Source organism: Saccharopolyspora hattusasensis (genome assembly GCF_050972075.1).
GTDB lineage: Bacteria > Actinomycetota > Actinomycetes > Mycobacteriales > Pseudonocardiaceae > Saccharopolyspora > Saccharopolyspora hattusasensis.
This window is the reverse complement of the sequence record NZ_JBPCDC010000001.1, coordinates 3,609,371-3,627,346: the sequence shown is the minus strand read 5'-3', so window position 1 is coordinate 3,627,346 and position 17,976 is coordinate 3,609,371. Positions and strand designations below refer to the sequence as shown.

The 17,976-nt window shown below is 69.1% G+C and carries 19 protein-coding genes and 4 tRNA genes; 16 read left to right on the top strand and 7 right to left on the bottom strand.

Annotated elements, in window-relative coordinates:
• Positions 1 to 224: 224 nt before the first annotated feature.
• Positions 225 to 1,574: a sunset domain-containing protein gene (locus tag ACRXBZ_RS16750; RefSeq protein ID WP_433879883.1), complete on the top strand. Its 1,350-nt coding sequence runs from the start codon at positions 225 to 227 to the stop codon at positions 1,572 to 1,574.
• Between the two features lie 263 nt (positions 1,575 to 1,837).
• On the opposite strand, the gene ACRXBZ_RS16745 is transcribed toward ACRXBZ_RS16750, so the two are convergent.
• Positions 1,838 to 2,281 (bottom strand): Lrp/AsnC family transcriptional regulator, encoded by a 444-nt coding sequence (locus ACRXBZ_RS16745; protein ID WP_433879882.1) that lies wholly within the window; start codon positions 2,279 to 2,281, stop codon positions 1,838 to 1,840.
• 104 nt (positions 2,282 to 2,385) lie between these two features.
• Here ACRXBZ_RS16745 and ddaH point away from each other — a divergent pair, with 104 nt between their 5' ends.
• On the top strand, positions 2,386 to 3,210 hold the full coding sequence (gene ddaH / locus ACRXBZ_RS16740) for a dimethylargininase (protein WP_433883899.1): 825 nt from the start codon (positions 2,386 to 2,388) through the stop codon (positions 3,208 to 3,210).
• 328 nt (positions 3,211 to 3,538) lie between these two features.
• On the top strand, positions 3,539 to 4,414 hold the full coding sequence (gene htpX / locus ACRXBZ_RS16735; RefSeq protein ID WP_433883898.1) for a zinc metalloprotease HtpX: 876 nt from the start codon (positions 3,539 to 3,541) through the stop codon (positions 4,412 to 4,414).
• A gap of 136 nt (positions 4,415 to 4,550) precedes the next feature.
• Here the strand turns inward: htpX and rfbA are convergent, their stop codons facing one another.
• From rfbA to ACRXBZ_RS16715, 4 genes are all read right to left on the bottom strand, one after another.
• Positions 4,551 to 5,432, bottom strand: coding sequence for a glucose-1-phosphate thymidylyltransferase RfbA (gene rfbA, locus ACRXBZ_RS16730; RefSeq protein ID WP_433879881.1), 882 nt, complete (start codon positions 5,430 to 5,432; stop codon positions 4,551 to 4,553).
• A gap of 21 nt (positions 5,433 to 5,453) precedes the next feature.
• Entirely contained in the window at positions 5,454 to 5,945 is a 492-nt protein-coding gene (locus ACRXBZ_RS16725; protein WP_168585543.1) for a YajQ family cyclic di-GMP-binding protein, read from the bottom strand.
• A gap of 166 nt (positions 5,946 to 6,111) precedes the next feature.
• Positions 6,112 to 6,193, bottom strand: a tRNA-Tyr gene (locus tag ACRXBZ_RS16720).
• Between the two features lie 76 nt (positions 6,194 to 6,269).
• A complete protein-coding gene (locus ACRXBZ_RS16715) occupies positions 6,270 to 6,578 on the bottom strand; it encodes a hypothetical protein (RefSeq protein ID WP_433879880.1) in 309 nt (102 codons plus the stop codon).
• 113 nt (positions 6,579 to 6,691) lie between these two features.
• On the opposite strand from ACRXBZ_RS16715, the gene ACRXBZ_RS16710 reads away from it, so the two are divergent.
• Complete coding sequence (locus ACRXBZ_RS16710; protein ID WP_433879879.1) at positions 6,692 to 6,949, top strand: hypothetical protein; 258 nt, start codon at positions 6,692 to 6,694, stop codon at positions 6,947 to 6,949.
• Between the two features lie 48 nt (positions 6,950 to 6,997).
• Here ACRXBZ_RS16710 and ACRXBZ_RS16705 read toward each other — a convergent pair whose 3' ends face one another.
• The gene (locus ACRXBZ_RS16705) at positions 6,998 to 7,417 is read right to left on the bottom strand and encodes a TIGR03668 family PPOX class F420-dependent oxidoreductase (protein ID WP_433879878.1); all 420 of its coding nucleotides are present in this window, start codon (positions 7,415 to 7,417) and stop codon (positions 6,998 to 7,000) included.
• Positions 7,418 to 7,440: 23 nt separating this feature from the next.
• Between ACRXBZ_RS16705 and ACRXBZ_RS16700 the strand changes: the two genes are divergently transcribed.
• The 7 genes from ACRXBZ_RS16700 (at position 7,441) to ACRXBZ_RS16670 (ending at position 13,553) form a co-directional block, all read left to right on the top strand.
• Complete coding sequence (locus ACRXBZ_RS16700) at positions 7,441 to 8,421, top strand: alpha/beta hydrolase (protein WP_433879877.1); 981 nt, start codon at positions 7,441 to 7,443, stop codon at positions 8,419 to 8,421.
• Between the two features lie 311 nt (positions 8,422 to 8,732).
• Positions 8,733 to 11,366, top strand: coding sequence for a putative bifunctional diguanylate cyclase/phosphodiesterase (locus ACRXBZ_RS16695; protein WP_433879876.1), 2,634 nt, complete (start codon positions 8,733 to 8,735; stop codon positions 11,364 to 11,366).
• 132 nt (positions 11,367 to 11,498) lie between these two features.
• Positions 11,499 to 11,571 (top strand) — tRNA-Thr (locus tag ACRXBZ_RS16690).
• A 105-nt stretch (positions 11,572 to 11,676) separates the two neighbouring features.
• A tRNA-Met gene (locus ACRXBZ_RS16685) sits at positions 11,677 to 11,752 on the top strand.
• 66 nt (positions 11,753 to 11,818) lie between these two features.
• Positions 11,819 to 11,983: a 50S ribosomal protein L33 gene (gene rpmG / locus ACRXBZ_RS16680; RefSeq protein ID WP_010315521.1), complete on the top strand. Its 165-nt coding sequence runs from the start codon at positions 11,819 to 11,821 to the stop codon at positions 11,981 to 11,983.
• A 324-nt stretch (positions 11,984 to 12,307) separates the two neighbouring features.
• Complete coding sequence (locus tag ACRXBZ_RS16675) at positions 12,308 to 12,772, top strand: FAS1-like dehydratase domain-containing protein (RefSeq protein ID WP_433879875.1); 465 nt, start codon at positions 12,308 to 12,310, stop codon at positions 12,770 to 12,772.
• A gap of 355 nt (positions 12,773 to 13,127) precedes the next feature.
• Positions 13,128 to 13,553: a MaoC family dehydratase gene (locus tag ACRXBZ_RS16670; protein WP_168585535.1), complete on the top strand. Its 426-nt coding sequence runs from the start codon at positions 13,128 to 13,130 to the stop codon at positions 13,551 to 13,553.
• Positions 13,554 to 13,683: 130 nt separating this feature from the next.
• Here the strand turns inward: ACRXBZ_RS16670 and ACRXBZ_RS16665 are convergent, their stop codons facing one another.
• Positions 13,684 to 14,913, bottom strand: coding sequence for a pyridoxal phosphate-dependent aminotransferase (locus ACRXBZ_RS16665; protein WP_433879874.1), 1,230 nt, complete (start codon positions 14,911 to 14,913; stop codon positions 13,684 to 13,686).
• Positions 14,914 to 15,120: 207 nt separating this feature from the next.
• Here ACRXBZ_RS16665 and ACRXBZ_RS16660 point away from each other — a divergent pair.
• The 5 genes from ACRXBZ_RS16660 (at position 15,121) to rplA (ending at position 17,938) form a co-directional block, all read left to right on the top strand.
• A tRNA-Trp gene (locus ACRXBZ_RS16660) sits at positions 15,121 to 15,193 on the top strand.
• 30 nt (positions 15,194 to 15,223) lie between these two features.
• The gene (secE, locus tag ACRXBZ_RS16655) at positions 15,224 to 15,634 is read left to right on the top strand and encodes a preprotein translocase subunit SecE (protein WP_010315511.1); all 411 of its coding nucleotides are present in this window, start codon (positions 15,224 to 15,226) and stop codon (positions 15,632 to 15,634) included.
• A gap of 82 nt (positions 15,635 to 15,716) precedes the next feature.
• Positions 15,717 to 16,556, top strand: a complete 840-nt coding sequence (gene nusG, locus ACRXBZ_RS16650) for a transcription termination/antitermination protein NusG (protein ID WP_168585532.1) — start codon at positions 15,717 to 15,719, stop codon at positions 16,554 to 16,556.
• Positions 16,557 to 16,713: 157 nt separating this feature from the next.
• Positions 16,714 to 17,148 (top strand): 50S ribosomal protein L11, encoded by a 435-nt coding sequence (gene rplK, locus ACRXBZ_RS16645; RefSeq protein ID WP_093265707.1) that lies wholly within the window; start codon positions 16,714 to 16,716, stop codon positions 17,146 to 17,148.
• 79 nt (positions 17,149 to 17,227) lie between these two features.
• Entirely contained in the window at positions 17,228 to 17,938 is a 711-nt protein-coding gene (rplA, locus tag ACRXBZ_RS16640; protein ID WP_168585531.1) for a 50S ribosomal protein L1, read from the top strand.
• Positions 17,939 to 17,976 lie beyond the last annotated feature (38 nt).

Here is a 17,976-nt window from a genome sequence, read left to right as displayed (position 1 = left end):
ACCACTTGCCGTCAGTCCTTTGGGCAGCTATCGATAGCAACCCAAAGGCTCATAGCCGGCAGGAAAACCGATAGAGCCACAGCGTTCGCGTGCCCGGAAAGTTGTGCGGGGCAACCCGAGCGTGTCACGAGCCGGTCAAGCTGGCCCTCGGCAAGGGTGCCCCGTGGTAGGTATCCCTCGGAGAACTGGCGACGCTGCTGGAGCCCTGAGGAGGGACATCGCTCGTGATCACCTGGCTGTTCACCCAGGTGTGGTTGTGGAGCCTCGCCGCGTTCGCGTTGGGGGCGCTGATCACCTGGCTGCTCTTCGTCCGCCCGCTGCGACGCCGCCTGGCGGAATTCACCGCGCCCTGCCCGGAGGACGAGTACGCGTACGACCAGGCGGGCGGCTACGAGGGCTACGAGGCGGACGAGCAGACCGCCGGTGACACCCCGTTCGACCTGCTGCGCTGGACGCCACAACGCCGGGAACAGCCGGACGAGCCGGAGGCCGGCGACTGGAGGCGGGCCGCGCAGGCCTGGGTGACCCCGGAGCAGGCGAAGCCCGCGTGCAACGACAGCGACAGCGAGTGGTTCCGCGAGTGGGACAAGCGCGTGAACGCAGTCGGAGTGCACCGCGACGCCGCCGCGGTGCAGCCGCGCGTCCCGTCGGCTGCGGAGGAGTCCGCGGGTAATGCGCGGCCGCCGGGAAGGCCCGCGGAATGGGTGACGCCTGGCGGGACGGCGAAGCCGCCCGCGGCCGGGAAGCGCGCCGGGGCGAAGCCGCGGGGAGTCGGGGAGCCCGCCGGGACGGCGAAGCCTGAGTCGGCCGGTGGCGCGGCTACGCCGCAGGCTTCGGCGGAATCGGTTGGGACGGCACGGAAGCCTGCCAAGACCCCGCTATCGGCGGAGTCCGCTGCGGCCACGCGGAAACCCGCCTCGCCGCAGGCGTCGGCCGAGCCCGACACGGTTGTCGAATCGGTGGTGGAACCGCAGGTCGTCGGGGAGTCGGCCGAAACTGTGCGGACGCCCGCCGTGACGCCCGCCAAGGAGCAGCCTGCAGAACCCGCGACGGTGTGGCCGGATGCGGAACCCGAGACGACGGAGTCGTCGGCGAGGTCTCCAGCGGAAGTGGTCGCGGCGATCGCCGCGGAGGCCGCCGCCGGGACGCCTGCGAAGCGGGCGGAGTCTTCGGAGCCCGGGAACGCGGAGCGCGGAGCGGACGACGCGACGGCGTCGCGGTTGTCCGGGCAGCTGCGGTCGCTGTTCGAGCCGGTGGAGCCGCGACGCGGCGGGGCGTCGGGGACGCCGTACGTGCCGCCGGTCGGAGCGGATGCGACGCAGGTGATCCCGAAGGTCGGGGATGGTGGCGCGGCAGAGCCGCCGCCGCTGCCGCGGCGCACGCCCGGTGCCGGGCCGAGGCCCGGTCGGGCGGGCGGCTCGGGGCCGATGATCAAGGGGCACTCCGCGTCCAGGCAGTACCACAGCCCCGAATCGCCGGCTTACGGCAAGATCGTCGCCGACGTGTGGTTCCGCACCCCGGCCGACGCCGAGATCGCCGGCTTCGAACCCTGGAACGGCCACCGCGCCACCTGAGAGCCTGTCGGCGAATGCCGTCCGCGCCTTTGGAAGCGGCGTAGCCGCTTGCAGCCACCTTGCCAAGACGACCATCGGCGAGTTCTGAGAGGTTTTCTGGCGAGGACGGCCCCTCCGCCGCGTATTGGACATACATCAGGAGGGGCACCCGCAGTCCAGGGAACCTCTCTCAGGTTCCGCTAAGCGACCACCCACCCAGACCATTCACCAACAGCTCTGAGGCCCGCTAAGCGAAGCGAGGTCGGCGACGGGTTCGGGGGGCTTCACTCCGGCTGGGGTTGGCGCTCCATGAGTCGGGAGAGGACCACTGTGGACACCGTCCGGCTCACGAACTCCACCGAGCGCAGGCGCTCCATCGCTTCTTCGAGGTGATGGATGTTCGCCGCCCGCAGGTGCACGATCGCGTCGGCCTGCCCGGACACCGTGTAGGCCGCGACCACCTCCGGCAGCGGTTCGAGCCCGACGCGGATCCGGTGCGCCGGGACGTTGCGATCGCAGTGCACCTCCACGAATGCCTCCGTTCCCCAGCCCAGCGCTTCCGGGTCGACGACTGCGGTGAACCCCTGCAGCACGCCCAGGTCCAGCAGCTTGTCCACCCGCCGCTTCACCGCGGGCGCGGACAGGCCCACCTCCGCGCCGATCTCCGCGTAGCTCGCCCGGGCATCGGCGACCAGTTGCGAAATGATTCGTTGGTCCAAGGCATCCATACGCAACATTCTGCCGCAAAAAACGAACGGAGCGTTGTTGATAGCTCGTCAGGCCAACGCTTAGATTTCGATTCATGACGGTCACTGCCACTCAGGCTGTAGAGATGCTCGTGCCGCTGCAGGCCACCACGCGGCACTACGTGATGTGCGCGCCCAAGTACTTCACCGTCGAGTATTCGATCAACCCGTGGATGGATCCCGGTATGCCGGTGGACGCCGACCTGGCGATGGCCCAGTGGGAGGAGCTGAAGCGCACGTACGAGCGGCTCGGGCACGTCGTCGAGGTGGTCGAACCGCAGCCCGGCCTGCCCGACATGGTGTTCGCCGCCAACTCGGCGATCGTGATCGACGACCGGGTGCTGGGCGCCCGGTTCCGGGCTCCGCAGCGGGCCGCCGAGGCCGAGCACTTCCGGCGCTGGTTCGTCACCCGCGGCTACCGGAACCTGGTGATGCCGTCCCGGATCAACGAGGCCGAGGGCGACTTCGCCTGGACCGGCCGGGTGCTGCTGGCCGGCAGCGGGTTCCGCACCGACCCCGAGGCGCACGCCGAGGCCCAGGAGGTGCTCGGGGTGCCCGTGGTGTCGCTGCGGCTGGTCGACCCGCGCTACTACCACCTGGACACCGCGCTGTTCGTGCTGGAACGCGGCGAGCGGGCGCAGGTCGCATACCTCCCGGAGGCGTTCTCGGCCGGGTCGCGCCGCGTGCTGGAGCGGATGTTCCCGGACGCCGTGATCGCCGAGCAGGCCGACGCCGCCTGCCTCGGCCTGAACGGGGTCTCCGACGGTCGCCACGTGGTGCTGCCGCTGGAGGCGACCGGGCTCGCTGCGCAACTGGCCGGCCGCGGCTACGAGCCGATCCTGCTGGACGTCTCCGAGCTCCGGAAGTCTGGCGGCGGGCCGAAGTGCTGCACTATGGAACTGCACGCCTGATGGGGCGCGAAGGGCGTCGTCGACCTGCGGCGACGCCCTTCGGCCTGCCTGGGCTACTGCGCCAGGACCGCCTGCCTCCCGAGCTCGATGCTGATGGTGGGGCCGACCACGGCGATGCCCTTGGCCAGGGTGGCCTGCACCCCCGGGCTCGATACTGATGGTGGGCTCACCTCCTGAGACGTTGGCTTCAGCACATTCGCTCGGCGGAACTACGACCTGCGCCTGCTCGTTTTCTGGGTGACCTTCGGAATAGGTGGAAAGGTCTCACGAGAGGCAATCCGGCGATCTCACCGATGACCGGATGAGCCCTTGGGCGGAGGCAGGCACGGTGCACAGTCACGTCAACGGTTTGAAGACCGCGCTGCTGCTCGGCGGCATGAGCGCGCTGGTGCTTCTGGTCGGGTCGATCTTCGGCCGGACCGGCCTGGTCATCGCGTTCTTCGTGGCGCTTGGTATGAACGGCTACGCGTACTTCAACTCGGCGAACCTGGCCCTGCGCGCGATGCGCGCCCGGCCGGTGTCGGAGGCCGAACAGCCCGCCATGTACCGGATCGTGCGGGAGCTGGCGACCTCGGCGAGGCAGCCGATGCCCGCGCTCTACATCAGTCCGACGCGGGCGCCCAACGCCTTCGCCACCGGCCGGAACCCGCGCAACGCCGCAGTGTGCTGCACGGCCGGGATCCTCGAACTACTCAACGAGCGCGAGCTGCGCGCCGTCCTCGGTCACGAGCTCTCCCACGTCTACAACCGCGACATCCTGATCTCCAGCGTCGCCGGGGCGCTGGCCAGCGTGGTCACGTTCTTGGCCAACTTCGGGATGTTCTTCGGCATGTTCGGCGGCCAGGACGAGGACCGGCCCAACTTGTTCGCGATGCTGCTGGTGGCGCTGCTGGGCCCGATCGCCGCGGCCGTGGTGCAGATGGCCGTCACCCGGTCCCGCGAGTACCAGGCCGACGCGTCCGGGGCGCAGCTGACGGGGGATCCGCTCGCGCTGGCGTCCGCGCTGCGCAAGCTGGAGCGCGGAACCCAGCAGACGCCGCTGTCACCGGAGCCCCAGCTGGTGTCGCAGTCGCACCTGATGATCGCCAACCCGTTCCGCCCCGGAGAGCGGCTGGCCCGGCTGTTCTCCACGCACCCGCCGATGGCCGAGCGCATTCGCCGCCTGGAGGGCATGGCCGGCCACCAACTCCCCCCGGCCTGGTGAAACGCCGCCCGGGATATCGGCGCGCCGGACTACGACACACCGACGGTCCGCGATTTCCATTGAAATCGGACCTTCAATTTCTATGGAAATCGGACATTCGACATTCGATTTCCATTGAAATTGCGGCAGACCTCGGTCAGGCCCGTGCACCGGAGTTGCGGGCGACGTCCATGACGTACTCGCCGTAGCCCGACTTGGCCTGCTTCGCGCCCAGCGCGAAGCAGTCGTCGGCCGAGATGTAGAGCATGTGCAGGGCGATCTCCTCCAGGCAGGCGATCCGGACGCCCTGCCGGTGCTCCAGCACCTGCACGAACTGCGAGGCCTCCACTAGCGAGTCGTGGGTCCCGGTGTCCAGCCAGGCGAAACCGCGGCCCAACTTGGTCAGGTGCGCCCGGCCCTCCTGCAGGTAGGCCAGGTTGACGTCGGTGATCTCCAGCTCGCCGCGGGCCGACGGCGTGAGCCCCTTGGCGATGCGCACCACGTCGTTGTCGTAGAAGTACAGGCCGGTGATGGCCATGTTGGACTTCGGCTGCTCCGGCTTCTCCACGATGGACACCAGCCGACCGTCGTCGTCCACCTCGCCGACGCCGTAGCGCTGCGGGTCGCGGACCGGGTAGCCAAACAGCGTGCAGCCGTCGAGGTCCCGGACGCACTGCTGGAGGATCCCGGAGAAGCCCTGCCCGTAAAAGATGTTGTCGCCGAGCACTAGCGCCACCGAGTCGTCGCCGACGAAGTCGGCACCGATCACGAACGCCTCGGCGAGCCCGTTGGGCTGGACCTGCTCGGCGTGCTCGATCTGGATGCCGAACTGTGACCCGTCCCCGAGCAGCCGCTGGAACAACGGCATGTCGGCAGGGGTCGAGATCAGCAGCACGTCCCGGATGCCGGCCAGCATCAGCACCGACAGCGGGTAGTAGATCATCGGCTTGTCGTACACCGGCAGCAGCTGCTTGGACACGGCCTGCGTCAGCGGATGCAGCCGAGTCCCGTTGCCACCCGCCAGCACGATCCCCTTCACCCGGATACCTCCAGCGGTGGATTACCGGAAATTTTCGAACTGGAGCGCGACGTCGAAGTCGCTCGACTTCAGCAACTGGATCACGGCCTGCAGGTCGTCCTTCTTCTTGCCGGACACCCGCAGCTGCTCACCCTGGATCTGGGCCTGCACGCCCTTCGGGCCCTCGTCGCGGATCTTCTTGGAGATCTTCTTCGCGACGTCCTGCGAGATGCCCTGCACGACCTTGCCGGTGGCCTTGTAGGTCTGGCCGGAGCTGGCGGGCTCGCCCATGTCCAGCGCCTTCAGCGAGATTCCTCGCTTGATCAGCTTCTCCTTGAAGACCTCGATGGCGGCCTTGCAGCGCTCCTCGGTCTCCGACTCCAGCACCACGGCTTCCTCGCCGGACCACTGGATCTTGGAGCCGGTGCCGCGGAAGTCGAACCGGTTGGCGAGCTCCTTGGCCGCCTGGTTCAGCGCGTTGTCCACCTCTTGGTGGTCCACCTTGCTCACCACGTCGAAGGACGGGTTTGCCACCTGTCTACCTCCCGTTGGGCCGCAGCAGCGGATCTGCGAATCATCTGCGGATACACGCTACCGGGCGGCGCTGGGGGCCTGGTCCCGGTCGCGGTGCCCGGCGTGCCCGGTGCACAAAAACCGACCCCGCGACCACTTTGTCTGGTCACGGGGCCGGTTTTGCGGGTGCCAGGTGGAGGATTCGAACCTCCGAAGGCAATGCCGGCTGATTTACAGTCAGCTCCCTTTGGCCGCTCGGGCAACCTGGCTTGCGCACCAGCATTGCTGGCTTGCGAAGAAAAGAATACATACCGCCTGCCACCGGTTTCGCAGGGGGTTCCCCGCTCAATCCCCCTCGGGACGGAAGACGAGCGCGTCAGCCTGCGCCAGGCCCACGTCGAGCGCCGTGCGGGCCACCTCGGGCAGTCCGTCGCGGAAACCCGGGCCGGCTGCCTTGACCAGTACCATCAACCGCTTGGCGATGCCGCGGGCCTGGGTGAGTCGGATCTCTTCGGCCGCCAGGACCTGGCGGGTGTCGGCGATCAGCTTGCGGTAACGGTGGTTGAGCTCGGCGCGGCCGTCGACGACCTCCAGCGCCCTCGCCAGGTCCGCGAGTTCCGCCGTGCTGACCAGGACAAAGTACGGATCGGGCACGGAACCGCAGCCTAGTTGACCCAACTCCGGCGGTCGTCGGTCCGGCCGCGCGGGCGGTTGGCGCATTGTCGGCAGCGCCGTCAGCAGCGCAGATGCCCGACTAGCCTGGATGCATGGCCATTGACCGAGCAGGTCGCGCGAAGCGGCGGCGGGAGCAGCGCGCTGCTGAGCAGCCCCCCGGCGTGCGATCTGCGGAGCAGCGCCGGACGGCCTCCGCCGCGCTCGGCGTCGAGGGCCTGTTCAGCGCGGGGGCCAAGCACCAGCTCGAGCAGCTCGCCTGGGTGGAGGTCGTGAAGGAGGACGACCGCGAGGCCGGCGGCCCGCTCGACCTCGACTCGGATGTCGTCCACCTGGAGCGAAAGCACCCGTGAGCGTTTTCGGGCGCTACAACCCCCGAAAACGCTCACGGATCCTGGTCATCACCGCTCTGCGAAGGCCCAGCCGCTCCAGCGCGTGACCCGGACCATGATCAGCGTGCCGGTCGGCGGGTTCTCCCGGTACTGCGGGTACTTCGCCACGAGCGCGGCGAGCAAGTCCGGGTGGGCGGTGCTTTCGGCCAACTCGGCCTCGCCGTCGGCGCGGACCCACCACAGGCGGGACCAGTCGTCCTCGTAGTGGTCCACGAGCAGCGCCACCCGCGGATTCGCCGCGATGTTGCGCAGCCGCTTGAGGTTCGCGGTCCGCTTCGGCTTCCGGTCCACTGCGGTGACGATCACATCCCCGCGCGTCACGAAGACGACCGGCACCAGGTGCGGTCGTCCCAGCTCATCGGCGCTGGCCAGGCGTGCCACCCGAGCCTGCGCGAACCAGTTGCGTGCCTGTTGTTGGCTGATGCGCATCGTCCGGTCCGTATGTTCGAAGTGTGCCTCCGGCTCCATCCACCCCAGGGTCCGCCACCGTCGTCGGCCCCGGCTACCGCGATCAGCAGTACTGGCTCCGTTACCAGGACTTCTTCCCCGGTGCGCTCCGGATCACCGAGGAGAACGCGCCCGCCGAGCAGTGGTTGCCGTGGCGCGGCACCGTGGTGCACCTCGACCGCATCGCCCGCCCGCACGCGCCGGCCAAGCTGATCGCGCTGCATGGAGTTGGCACCTACGGCCGCATGCTCGCCCCGTACGGGCGGCTGCCGTCGCTGGTAGACCTCGAATTCATCGCCCCCGACCTGCCCGGCTTCGGGCTGACCGCCACGCCCCGGCGTGGCATCACCTACCAGGACTGGGTGTCCTGCGTGCTGGATCTGGTCGAGCACGAGCGGTCCCGCGACGAACGGCCGATCGTGCTGCTCGGCATCAGCACCGGTGGCCGGCTCGCCTACGACGTCGCCGCCAAGGCCGGCGGCGCGGTGGCCGGGGTCATCGCCACCTGCCTGGCCGACCCGCAGCGCGACGAGGTCCGCCGACGGCTCGCGGCCCGGCCGGAAATGGCCCAGTGGGCCGGGCTGCTGGCGCTGATCCCGAAGCCGTTCTCGACGGCGCGGGTCCCGGTGCACTGGCTGTCGAACATCGCCGCGGCGTCCAACCACGGCCAGTTCGCCAACCTGGTGTGGGCTGACACCATCGGCGGCGGCAGCTGGCTGACGCTCGGCTTCGCCCGCAGCTGCCTGGCCGCGCCGCCGGCCGTGGCGCCGGAGGACTACGCGGGGCCGCCGCTGCTGCTGGCGCACCCCGACGAAGACCGGTGGACGCCGCCGCTGCTGTCCCGGCAGTTCTTCGACCGGATCGCCGCGCCCACCCGCTTCGCGTCGCTCAAGAGCGCCGGCCACCTCCCGGTGGAGGAATCGGGGTTGGCCGATCTGGACTGCGCGATCCGGGATTTCCTGGACGAGTTCGGGCTGCAGCAGTAACGGTCCGCTTCCGCCGATTGCGTACGGTGTTCGGGCCGATCGGTTGGTGCGGGGATCATCACAAAGTGCTGCGCTCGCGCTTCGCGAAGCCCCACGGATCGTGGTGCTAGTTGAAAGCTGTGATGTCTTTGCAGGTCAACTCGCGGCGCCGGGCGATCATGCCATCGCGGACCACGTGGATCAACGCCGGTGCGTGCGTCCGGCACATCCGGCGGGAGCCATTGGCCCCTGGTGATCCGTGCTGTAGTGCGTCACGATCGGCGACGGCAATCATGTGGGTGCGCCCGTGCCACCGGGTGGGAGGAGCGTGGATGATCGAGCGTCACCGCTCCCTCGCTCCGCAATCCAGCCTGGAGGCTGCTCGCCCGCCGGTGCGCGCCGAGGTGGATCCGGTCCGGCGCCGGATGTTCACCGGCTTCTCCTTCGCGGTGCTCGGCGTCGGCGTGCTCGCCTCCGCGGCGACCTCGGCGTGGTTGCCCTTCCAATACCGCTCCGACCTGCTGTTCATCGGGCCGCTGCTGGCCATGGGCTTCCTGCTGGCCGAGCAGCTGACCATCGACGTCGACGTGAAGCGGGTCGGCTGGACCATCTCGTTCACCGAGATCCCGCTGATCCTCGGGCTGCTGACGGTGCCGTTCGAGGTGGTGCTCGCGGCGAACCTGCTGGCCGGGCTCGGTGCGCAGGTCGGGCGTCGTGCGGCCACCCACGTGGTCTACAACGCGGGCGTACTGTGCCTGGAGATCGCGGTGCCGTTCGCGGTGGCCAACGCGGTCAGCCTGGCGCTGGCCGGGGTGGCCCCGGCCTGGTTCGGCCCGGTCCTCGGAACCCTGACCTCGCCGCTGATCAGCTGCGCTTTCGCGCTCGCCGCGCTGCACGTGCTGGGCGGTGCGATGCGGGTGTCCGCGGGGGTGCGGCTCGCGGTGAACACGCTGGCAGTGGGCCTGCTCAACACGTCGGTCGGTCTGGTCGGCTACGAGGTCTCGATCAGCACCCCGTGGGGTTGGCTGCTGGTGGCGCTGGTCGCGGTGGCCGTGATCGGCCTGTACCGCGCCTACTCCGGCCTGCTGCGCGAGCAGCGCGACCTGGAGGCGCTCAGCGACGTCAGCCTCAGTGTGGCCCGTTCCGGGCAGACCGCCCCGCACGGCCCGTCCGACTCCGTCGCCGGCGAGCCGGAGGTGTCGGTCAGCGAGTGGGAGCCGGTCGCGGAGCGGATTCGGGAGCAGCTCAACGCGACCCGGGTGGTGCTGCGGCTGCGGCTGAACCCCAGCGGGGAGGTCAGCACGCTGGTCGCGGGCGAACCGCTGCCCGAGCTGGCGGAACAGGCCGCGCCTTCGGCGCTGCGCGACGACCCGCTGCTCCAGCTGCCGGGCAGCCACGTGCGTTCCTTCCGGACGCTGGAGGCGCCCGAAGAGGTGCGGCGGGCGCTGCGCCAACGCGGCGCGTACGAGGCGCTGGTCGTGCCGCTGCGCGGCGCGAGCCAGCTGCTTGGTGCCGTCGAGGTGCACGACCGGGTCAGCCGGTGGCGCGGCTTCGGCCGGGCCGACGTGCGGCTGCTGCACACCCTGGCGAGCCATCTCGCGACCGCGATGGACAACCGGCGGCTGCTCGCGAGGCTGCGCCACGACGCCTACCACGATCCGCTGACCCGACTGCTCAACCGCACCGGATTCCGCGAGATGGCGGCCGAGGAACTGCACAACGGGCGCACCGTGGTCGTGCTGCGGGTGGACCTCGACGTGCTCACCACGGTCAGCGAGGCCCTCGGCTACACCTGGGGCGACCGGATGATCGTCGCCGCCGGGCGGCGGATGCAGGAGGCGCTGGGAGAGGCGCCGCTGGCCCGGCTCGAAGCGAACTCCTTCGCGGTGCTCCTGCTGGACCACAGCGAGGCCCAGGCGCACGAGTTCGCCCGGCATCTGCGCGAGGTGATCGCCGAGCCGTACCCGCTGGACCGCATCGTGGTGGAGGCCGCAGGCGTCGCCGGGTACGCCTCGTCCGCGCCTGCGGACGGCGAGTGCGAGACCGATATCGACACCCTCCTGCAGCGCTCCGATGTCGCGGTCCGGGCGGCCCGCAACGGCGAGGACGGCGTGCGTGGCTACGCCCCCGCGATGGGCCAGGTTTTCCTGCGCCGCTTCCAGCTGGTCACCCAGTTCCGGCAGGCGCTGGACTCCGGACAGGTCGAGGTGCACTACCAGCCGAAGGTCGCGCTGCCTGTCCGCCAGGTGGTGGGCGCCGAGGCGCTGGTGCGCTGGTCGCACCCGGAGTACGGGCGGCTGGATCCGGACGAGTTCGTGCCGCTGGTGGAGGCGACCGGCCTGGTCGACGCGCTCACCTTTTTCGTCATGGAGTGCTCGCTGGTCAAGATCCGGCAGTGGATGGACCGCGGGTTGCGGATGTCGGTGGCGGTGAACCTGTCGGTGCACAACCTCGCCGACGAGACCTTCCCGGACCGGGTCGGCGAGGCGCTGGTGCGCCACGACATCCCGCCGGAGCTGCTCACCTTCGAGCTGACCGAGTCCGGCGTGATGGCCGACCCGGAGCGCTCGCTGCCGTTGCTGCGCCGGTTGCACGCGATGGGCGTGGTGCTGGCGGTGGACGACTTCGGCACCGGGTACTCGTCGCTGGCCTACCTGCGGCAGCTGCCGGTGGACGAGGTGAAGATCGACAAGAGCTTCGTGCTCGGCATGGGCACCGACCTCGGCGACATGGCCGTGGTCCGCTCCATCGTCGAGCTCGGGCACTCGCTGGACCTGGCGGTGGTCGCCGAGGGCGTGGAGGACGACGCCGCGCGCGACCAGCTCGTGAAGATGGGCTGCGACGTCGCTCAGGGCTACCTGATCTCGCGGCCGCTGTCCGAGGAGCGGTTCGAGGCGTGGCTGCAGGCCCGCACCAAGCGCGACCGCGGTGCCCGATCCGAGACCGTCCTCACACTCCTGCACTGAGGCCGGCTATCGGTGGTTCCTGTCGCTCCTGGCCCGAAAACCGCGCCGTGACCAGTGTTTTCACGTGAACGGACCCCCTGTTTCGAGGGGGTGCGGGTGGTGTGTAAAGTTCTAGACGTTCCGCAAGGAAACGCCCCAATAGCTCAGTCGGCAGAGCGTCTCCATGGTAAGGAGAAGGTCTACGGTTCGATTCCGTATTGGGGCTCGAAAGGCAGCTGCGGTGCTCGGTAAACTGGGTGCTGTGGCTGTTTTGCGTGGGATATCCTGCGTCGGCTGAGACGCCAGGTGCGTGCACCTAGGTTTTCAGCATGGCGGTGTAGCTCAGTCGGTAGAGCAAGCGGCTCATAATCGCTGTGTCGCCGGTTCAAGTCCGGCCACCGCTACCAGTCACGGGTTCGCTCGGGTCTCCAGCGAACCGTTCCGGAGTACCACCGAGACAGAAAGGCACCCCCGTGGCCGCCACCGACGTTCGACCCAAGATCACGCTGGCGTGCGAGGAGTGCAAGCACCGCAACTACATCACCAACAAGAACCGGCGCAACGACCCGGACCGCTTGGAGATGAAGAAGTTCTGCCCGAACTGCGGTACGCACAAGCTGCACAAGGAAACCCGCTGACCGATCGGGCGAGTCCTGCTCGTGCTTCGCGCTTCGCCGGGGCTCGGTCAGGGCGTTAATTGGGGGCCGAGCCCCCAAGCCCGCACGGTGCGGTGGTCGGCTCCTCGCGTGAGGTGTCGTCCTCCGGTCTGATCATCGACCAGCTCCTGGTCGAAGCTTCGAGCCCGTCCCCGGCAGGGGGCGGGCTTCTTGCATTCCGGCACCTGGTGATCGTAGTGAGCGAAGGCGCCGCGTGGAACGCAGCCTGATTGCGTTTGGTGAGGGCGCCCGTGCTCCGGTTGCTTAGGCGCGGGTGGCCTTCACCTGGTCGGGTAGCCTGCGGGCGTGCCGCTTGACGAGTCATTCATCGGACGTGAGTACCCGCCCACCGCGCCCTACGAGGTGGGCCGGGAGAAGATCCGCGAGTTCGCCGCGGCGATCAAGGACGACTCCCCGCTGTACCGCGACGCCGACGCCGCCAAGGCCGCCGGATACCCGGACGTGATCGCGCCGCCGACCTTCGCGGTGATCCTCTCGATGGCCGCGCACGACGCGATCGTCGAGGACCCGCAGCTCGGCCTGGACTACAGCCGCGTGGTGCACGGGCAGCAGGACTTCACCCACCACCGGCCGATCCGGGCCGGTGACCGGCTCGTCACGGTGGTGCACGTGGACGGCATAAATGCCCGCGCGGGCAACGACTTCCTGACGGTGCGGGCCGAGATCGGCACCGTCGACGGCGAGCCGGTGTGCACCGCGAAGTCGACGCTCGTGGCCCGCGGCACCACCGAAGAGGGGGAGGGCGCATGAGTAGCCCTGTGTCAACCCGAGTCCTCCTCAACCGCACCTCAGAGCCTGTCGGCGAATGCCGTCCGCGCCTTTGGAAGCGGCGTAGCCGCTTGCATTCACCTTGCCAAGACGACCATCGGCGGGTTCTGAGAGGTTTTCTGGCGAGGACGGCCTCTCCGCCGTGTATTGGACATACATCAGGAGGGGCACCCGCAGTCCAGGGAACCTCTCAGGTTCCGCTAAGCGACCACCCACCCAGACCATTCACCAACAGGCTCTCAGGGGAACGTGACGCAAACCAGCCACAAGAAACCGCGAAATGCGAGATTGAGCCGGACGTAATCACAACTGTGAAACGCGGAGAGGTGGAACTGGCATGAGCGCGCGGATGTCCGAGGTCGCCGTCGGCGACCAGCTGCCGGCGCTGAGCGTGCCGCTCACCCGCGCCGACCTGGTCCGCTACGCGGGCGCCTCCGGCGACTTCAACCCGATCCACTGGAACGAGCGGTTCGCCACCGGGGTCGGCCTGCCGGACGTGATCGCCCACGGCATGCTCACGATGGCCGTCGCCGGTCGCCTGGTGAGCGAGTGGACCGGCGATCCGGGCGCGATCGTGCACTACGGCGTGCGGTTCACCCGGCCCGTCGTGGTCCCCGACGACGGCACCGGCGCGCTGGTCGAGGTGTCGGGCAAGATCGCGAAGAAGAACGAGGACGGCACGGTCAAGGTCAACATCACGGCCCGCAGCGCGGACCAGGGAGTCCTCGGCGGCGCCACGGCCACCGTCCGCCTCTCCGAGTGACCGGATAACCGGGGCGCGAGTGCCCCCACTCGACCCACCAACGGGTCCCACGCCCCCTCGATCGCGTTAAAAGTGAAGGGCACCTCCGACTGGCGAAGCCGACCGGAGGTGCCCTTCAATCGTTGAACGACTACTTGGCTTCGCCGAGGAGTTCCGCCATCCGGGTCACACCGGTGACGAGGTCCTCGTCACCAAGGGCGTAGGAGAGGCGGAAGTAGCCCGGCGTGCCGAACGCCTCGCCCGGCACCACCGCGACCTCGGCCTGCTCCAGGACCAGGCTCGCCAGTTCCACGCTGGTCTGCGGGCGGACGCCGCGGATCTCCTTGCCCAGCAGGCCCTTCACCGACGGGTACGCGTAGAACGCGCCCTGCGGCTCCGGGCAGCTGACGCCGGGGATCGCCGAGAGCAGCTCGACGATCTTGCGGCGGCGGCGGTCGAACGCCGAGCGCATCTCCAGCACCGCGTCCAGCGATCCGCTGACGGCCTCCAGCGCGGCCCGCTGCGAGACGTTGGCGACGTTCGACGACAGGTGCGACTGCAGGTTCGTGGCGGCCTTGATGACGTCCGGCGGGCCGATCATCCAGCCCACCCGCCAGCCGGTCATGGCATAGGTCTTGGCGACCCCGTTGAGCACCACGCAGGTGTCGGCGAGCTCCGGCACCACCGCGGGCATCGACACGTGCCGCGCGTCGCCGTAGACCAGGTGCTCGTAGATCTCGTCGGTGACCACCCAGATGCCTTGCTCGACGGCCCAGCGGCCGATCGCCTCGACCTGCTCCGGCGGGTAGATCGCGCCGGTCGGGTTGGACGGCGAGTTGAACAGCAGCACCTTGGTGCGCGGGGTCCGCGCGGCCTCCAGCTGCTCGACGGACACCAGGTAGCCCGTCGACTCGTCGGCTGGCACCACCACCGGAACACCACCCGGCAGGGTGATCGCCTCCGGGTAGGTGGTCCAGTACGGCGCCGGTAGCAGTACCTCGTCGCCCGGGTCGAGCAGCGTCTGGAACGCCTGATAGACGGCCTGCTTACCGCCGTTGGTCACCAACACCTGGCTGGCCTGCACGGTGTAGGCGGAGTCGCGCAGGGTCTTCGCGGCGATGGCCTCGCGCAGTTCCGGCAGGCCGGCTGCCGGGCTGTAGCGGTGGTTCTTCGGATCGGAGCAGGCGGCGATCGCGGCGTCGACGATCGGCTGCGGCGTCGGGAAGTCCGGCTCACCGGCGCCGAAGCCGATCACCGGCCGGCCGGCGGCCTTGAGCGCCTTCGCCTTGGCGTCCACGGCCAGCGTGGCGGACTCGCTGATCCCGCCGATCCGCGCGGACACCCGCGCATTGGTCCCTTGGTCTGTCTGAGGTGCGGCCATGACAGCATCCTGGCAGACCCGGCGTGTCGTCGGACACGCTCCCCACCAGCGGCGAAGTTGTTCATGGACCCGTACCGGGGGGTGCCGTTGGAGCAAGGTCGTCGGCGTGCCGTACACTTTCGTACCTGGGATGCCTGAACACCGTGGAACCCCAGTTCCACGGCCGGTGGCGGGCGTCCCGAATGCGGTCGAGTTCCAGGGCCGCAAAGGGGTGTAGCTCAATTGGCAGAGCAGCGGTCTCCAAAACCGCAGGTTGCAGGTTCAAGTCCTGTCACCCCTGCGTCGATGCGACGGTGAGCGGAGGATGGGCGTGAGCGAGGACCGCGAGCAGGAGCAGGACGGAGCGCGCGAGAACGCCGCCCGTCCGTCCAGCGCCGCGGCGCGGCGCGAGCGCCGCGCTTCCGCCCGCCCGGCCGGTCGCAAGGGCCGGTCCGGCGAGTCGGGTTCGGCCGAAGCGAACTCGACCCGCACAACTGAGTCGAAGGGTCGGCCAACCCCGTCGCGGGATGGCCGACAGGGCCGGGTTTCGCTGTTCCGGAAGATCGGACGCTTCCTGCGCGAGGTCGTCGCCGAACTGCGCAAGGTCATCTGGCCGACGCGCAAGGCGCTGGCGACCTACACCCTCGTGGTGCTGGTCTTCGTCAGCATCATGGTGGCGTTCGTGGCCGGCGTGGACGTGCTCTTCGCCAAGGGTGTGGGCTGGCTGTTCGGCTCCGGCTGAACATCTCCGGCCCCGCGCTAGGTGGTGCCGGCGGCGGAACGACGACCCGGCACGCAACGCACGAGAGGAAGCGAGACCGACTGTGACCTCCCACGAGGGCCAGGAATCCACCGGCCTCACCGACGAGCAGGTGCAGCCCGAGGCCGAGCAGGCCGAGGCGACCGCGGACTCGGTCGACGCAGTCGATTCCGCCGACGGCGCCGACTCCGGCGAGGACACCGGTTCGGCCGACGAGACCGAGGCGCCAGCCGAGGCCGAGGAGGCCCCGGATGCTGACGAGACCGGCGAAGCCGGTGAGGAAGCGGCCGCGGAGCCCGACCCGGTCGAGGAGCTGCGCGCAGCGCTGCGACGCGCGCCCGGCGACTGGTACGTCGTGCACTCCTACGCGGGCTACGAAAACAAGGTCAAGACCAACCTCGAAACGCGGGCCCAGACGCTCGACGTCGAGGACTTCATCTTCCAGGTCGAGGTGCCGACCGAAGAGGTCACCGAGATCAAGAACGGCCAGCGCAAGCTGGTGCAGCGCAAGGTGCTGCCCGGCTACATCCTGGTTCGGATGGAGCTCAACGACGCGTCCTGGAGCGCGGTGCGCAACACGCCGGGTGTCACCGGCTTCGTCGGCGCCACTTCCAAGCCGTCGCCGCTGACCATCGACGAGGTGCTGAAGTTCCTCGCGCCGCAGGTCGAGGAGAAGAAGGGCGAGCCGGGCAAGAAGGGCGCCGCGCAGGCCGCCGCCAAGCCCGCGGTCGAGGTCGACTTCGAGGTCGGCGAGTCCGTGACCGTCATGGACGGGCCGTTCGCGACGCTGCCCGCGACGATCAACGAGGTCAACCCGGACGCCCAGAAGCTCAAGGTGCTGGTGTCGATCTTCGGCCGCGAAACCCCGGTTGAGCTGTCGTTCAACCAGGTTTCCAAGATCTGACCGCCCTCCCGCGGTGCGGGAGCGCGGCGGCTGCGCGCGGATCTGGCAGGACCCGCGCGCAGAACCGGGCGAAGCCACCGTTTCGTGGTCTCGCCAGATTCGGCCCCGCCACTAGGTGGGGCCGGGCAACCGGATAGCGAAGACACAGGAAGCAAACATGCCGCCCAAGAAGAAGAAGCTCGCAGCGATCATCAAGCTGCAGATCCAGGCCGGCCAGGCCAACCCGGCCCCGCCCGTCGGCCCGGCGCTGGGTCAGCACGGCGTCAACATCATGGAGTTTTGCAAGGCCTACAACGCCGCCACGGAGAGCCAGCGTGGCAACGTCGTGCCGGTCGAGATCTCCGTGTTCGAAGACCGCTCGTTCAGCTTCGCGCTGAAGACCCCGCCGGCGGCCAAGCTGCTGCTCAAGGCGGCGGGCGTGGCCAAGGGCAGCGGCGAGCCGCACAAGACCAAGGTCGGCAAGGTCTCCATGGACCAGGTCCGCGAGATTGCGCAGACCAAGATGGCGGACCTCAACGCCAACGACATTGATCAGGCCGCCAAGATCATCGCTGGCACCGCCCGGTCGATGGGCCTGACGGTCGAGGGCTGACCGAGCCGGAAACGGCGTGTGGGAGGGCTCCAGCGCAGCCCGACCAACCACAACTGATCCACCTGGGATAGGGACAGAAATGGCAAAGCGCAGCAAGGCATACCAGCAGGCGGCCGAGCTGATCGATCGCGCGCGGCTGTACGCGCCGACGGAAGCGGCCGAGCTGGCGAAGAAGACCGCCAAGGTCAAGTACGACGCCACCGTCGAGGTGGCGCTGCGGCTGGGCGTCGACCCCCGCAAGGCAGACCAGATGGTCCGCGGCACCGTGAACCTGCCGCACGGCACTGGTAAGACTGCCCGCGTCATCGTGTTCGCCGTCGGGGACAAGGCCGCCGAGGCCGAGGCCGCCGGGGCGGACGCGGTTGGTTCCGAGGACCTGATCGAGCGCATTCAGGGCGGCTGGCTCGATTTCGACGCGGCGATCGCCACCCCGGACCAGATGGCCAAGGTCGGCAAGATCGCTCGGGTGCTGGGCCCGCGCGGCCTGATGCCGAACCCGAAGACCGGCACCGTCACCCCGAACGTCACCAAGGCGGTCGCGGACATCAAGGGCGGTAAGATCAACTTCCGCGTCGACAAGCAGGCCAACCTGCACTTCATCATCGGCAAGGCGTCCTTCGACACCGAAAAGCTGGTGGAGAACTACGCGGCGGCGCTGGATGAGATCCTGCGCGCCAAGCCGTCGGTGTCGAAGGGCCGGTACCTGAAGAAGGTCACCTTCAGCACCACGATGGGCCCGGGCATCCCGGTCGACCCGAACGCGACTCGCGGCATCACGGCCTCGGCCTGATACCCGAAGTTCCGCCGGGAAGGGCGGGCCGCTCCCCG

Bases quoted from the DNA above. Each gene is read 5' to 3' on its own strand.
- ACRXBZ_RS16745 (WP_433879882.1), bottom strand. From the start codon at position 2,281: ATGGATGCCTTGGACCAACGAATCATTTCGCAACTGGTCGCCGATGCC.
- ddaH (WP_433883899.1), top strand. From the start codon at position 2,386: ATGCTCGTGCCGCTGCAGGCCACCACGCGGCACTACGTGATGTGCGCG.
- ACRXBZ_RS16710 (WP_433879879.1), top strand. From the start codon at position 6,692: ATGGCCATTGACCGAGCAGGTCGCGCGAAGCGGCGGCGGGAGCAGCGC.
- ACRXBZ_RS16705 (WP_433879878.1), bottom strand. From the start codon at position 7,417: ATGCGCATCAGCCAACAACAGGCACGCAACTGGTTCGCGCAGGCTCGG.
- ACRXBZ_RS16695 (WP_433879876.1), top strand. From the start codon at position 8,733: ATGATCGAGCGTCACCGCTCCCTCGCTCCGCAATCCAGCCTGGAGGCT.
- ACRXBZ_RS16670 (WP_168585535.1), top strand. From the start codon at position 13,128: ATGAGCGCGCGGATGTCCGAGGTCGCCGTCGGCGACCAGCTGCCGGCG.
- ACRXBZ_RS16665 (WP_433879874.1), bottom strand. From the start codon at position 14,913: ATGGCCGCACCTCAGACAGACCAAGGGACCAATGCGCGGGTGTCCGCG.
- rplK (WP_093265707.1), top strand. From the start codon at position 16,714: ATGCCGCCCAAGAAGAAGAAGCTCGCAGCGATCATCAAGCTGCAGATC.
- rplA (WP_168585531.1), top strand. From the start codon at position 17,228: ATGGCAAAGCGCAGCAAGGCATACCAGCAGGCGGCCGAGCTGATCGAT.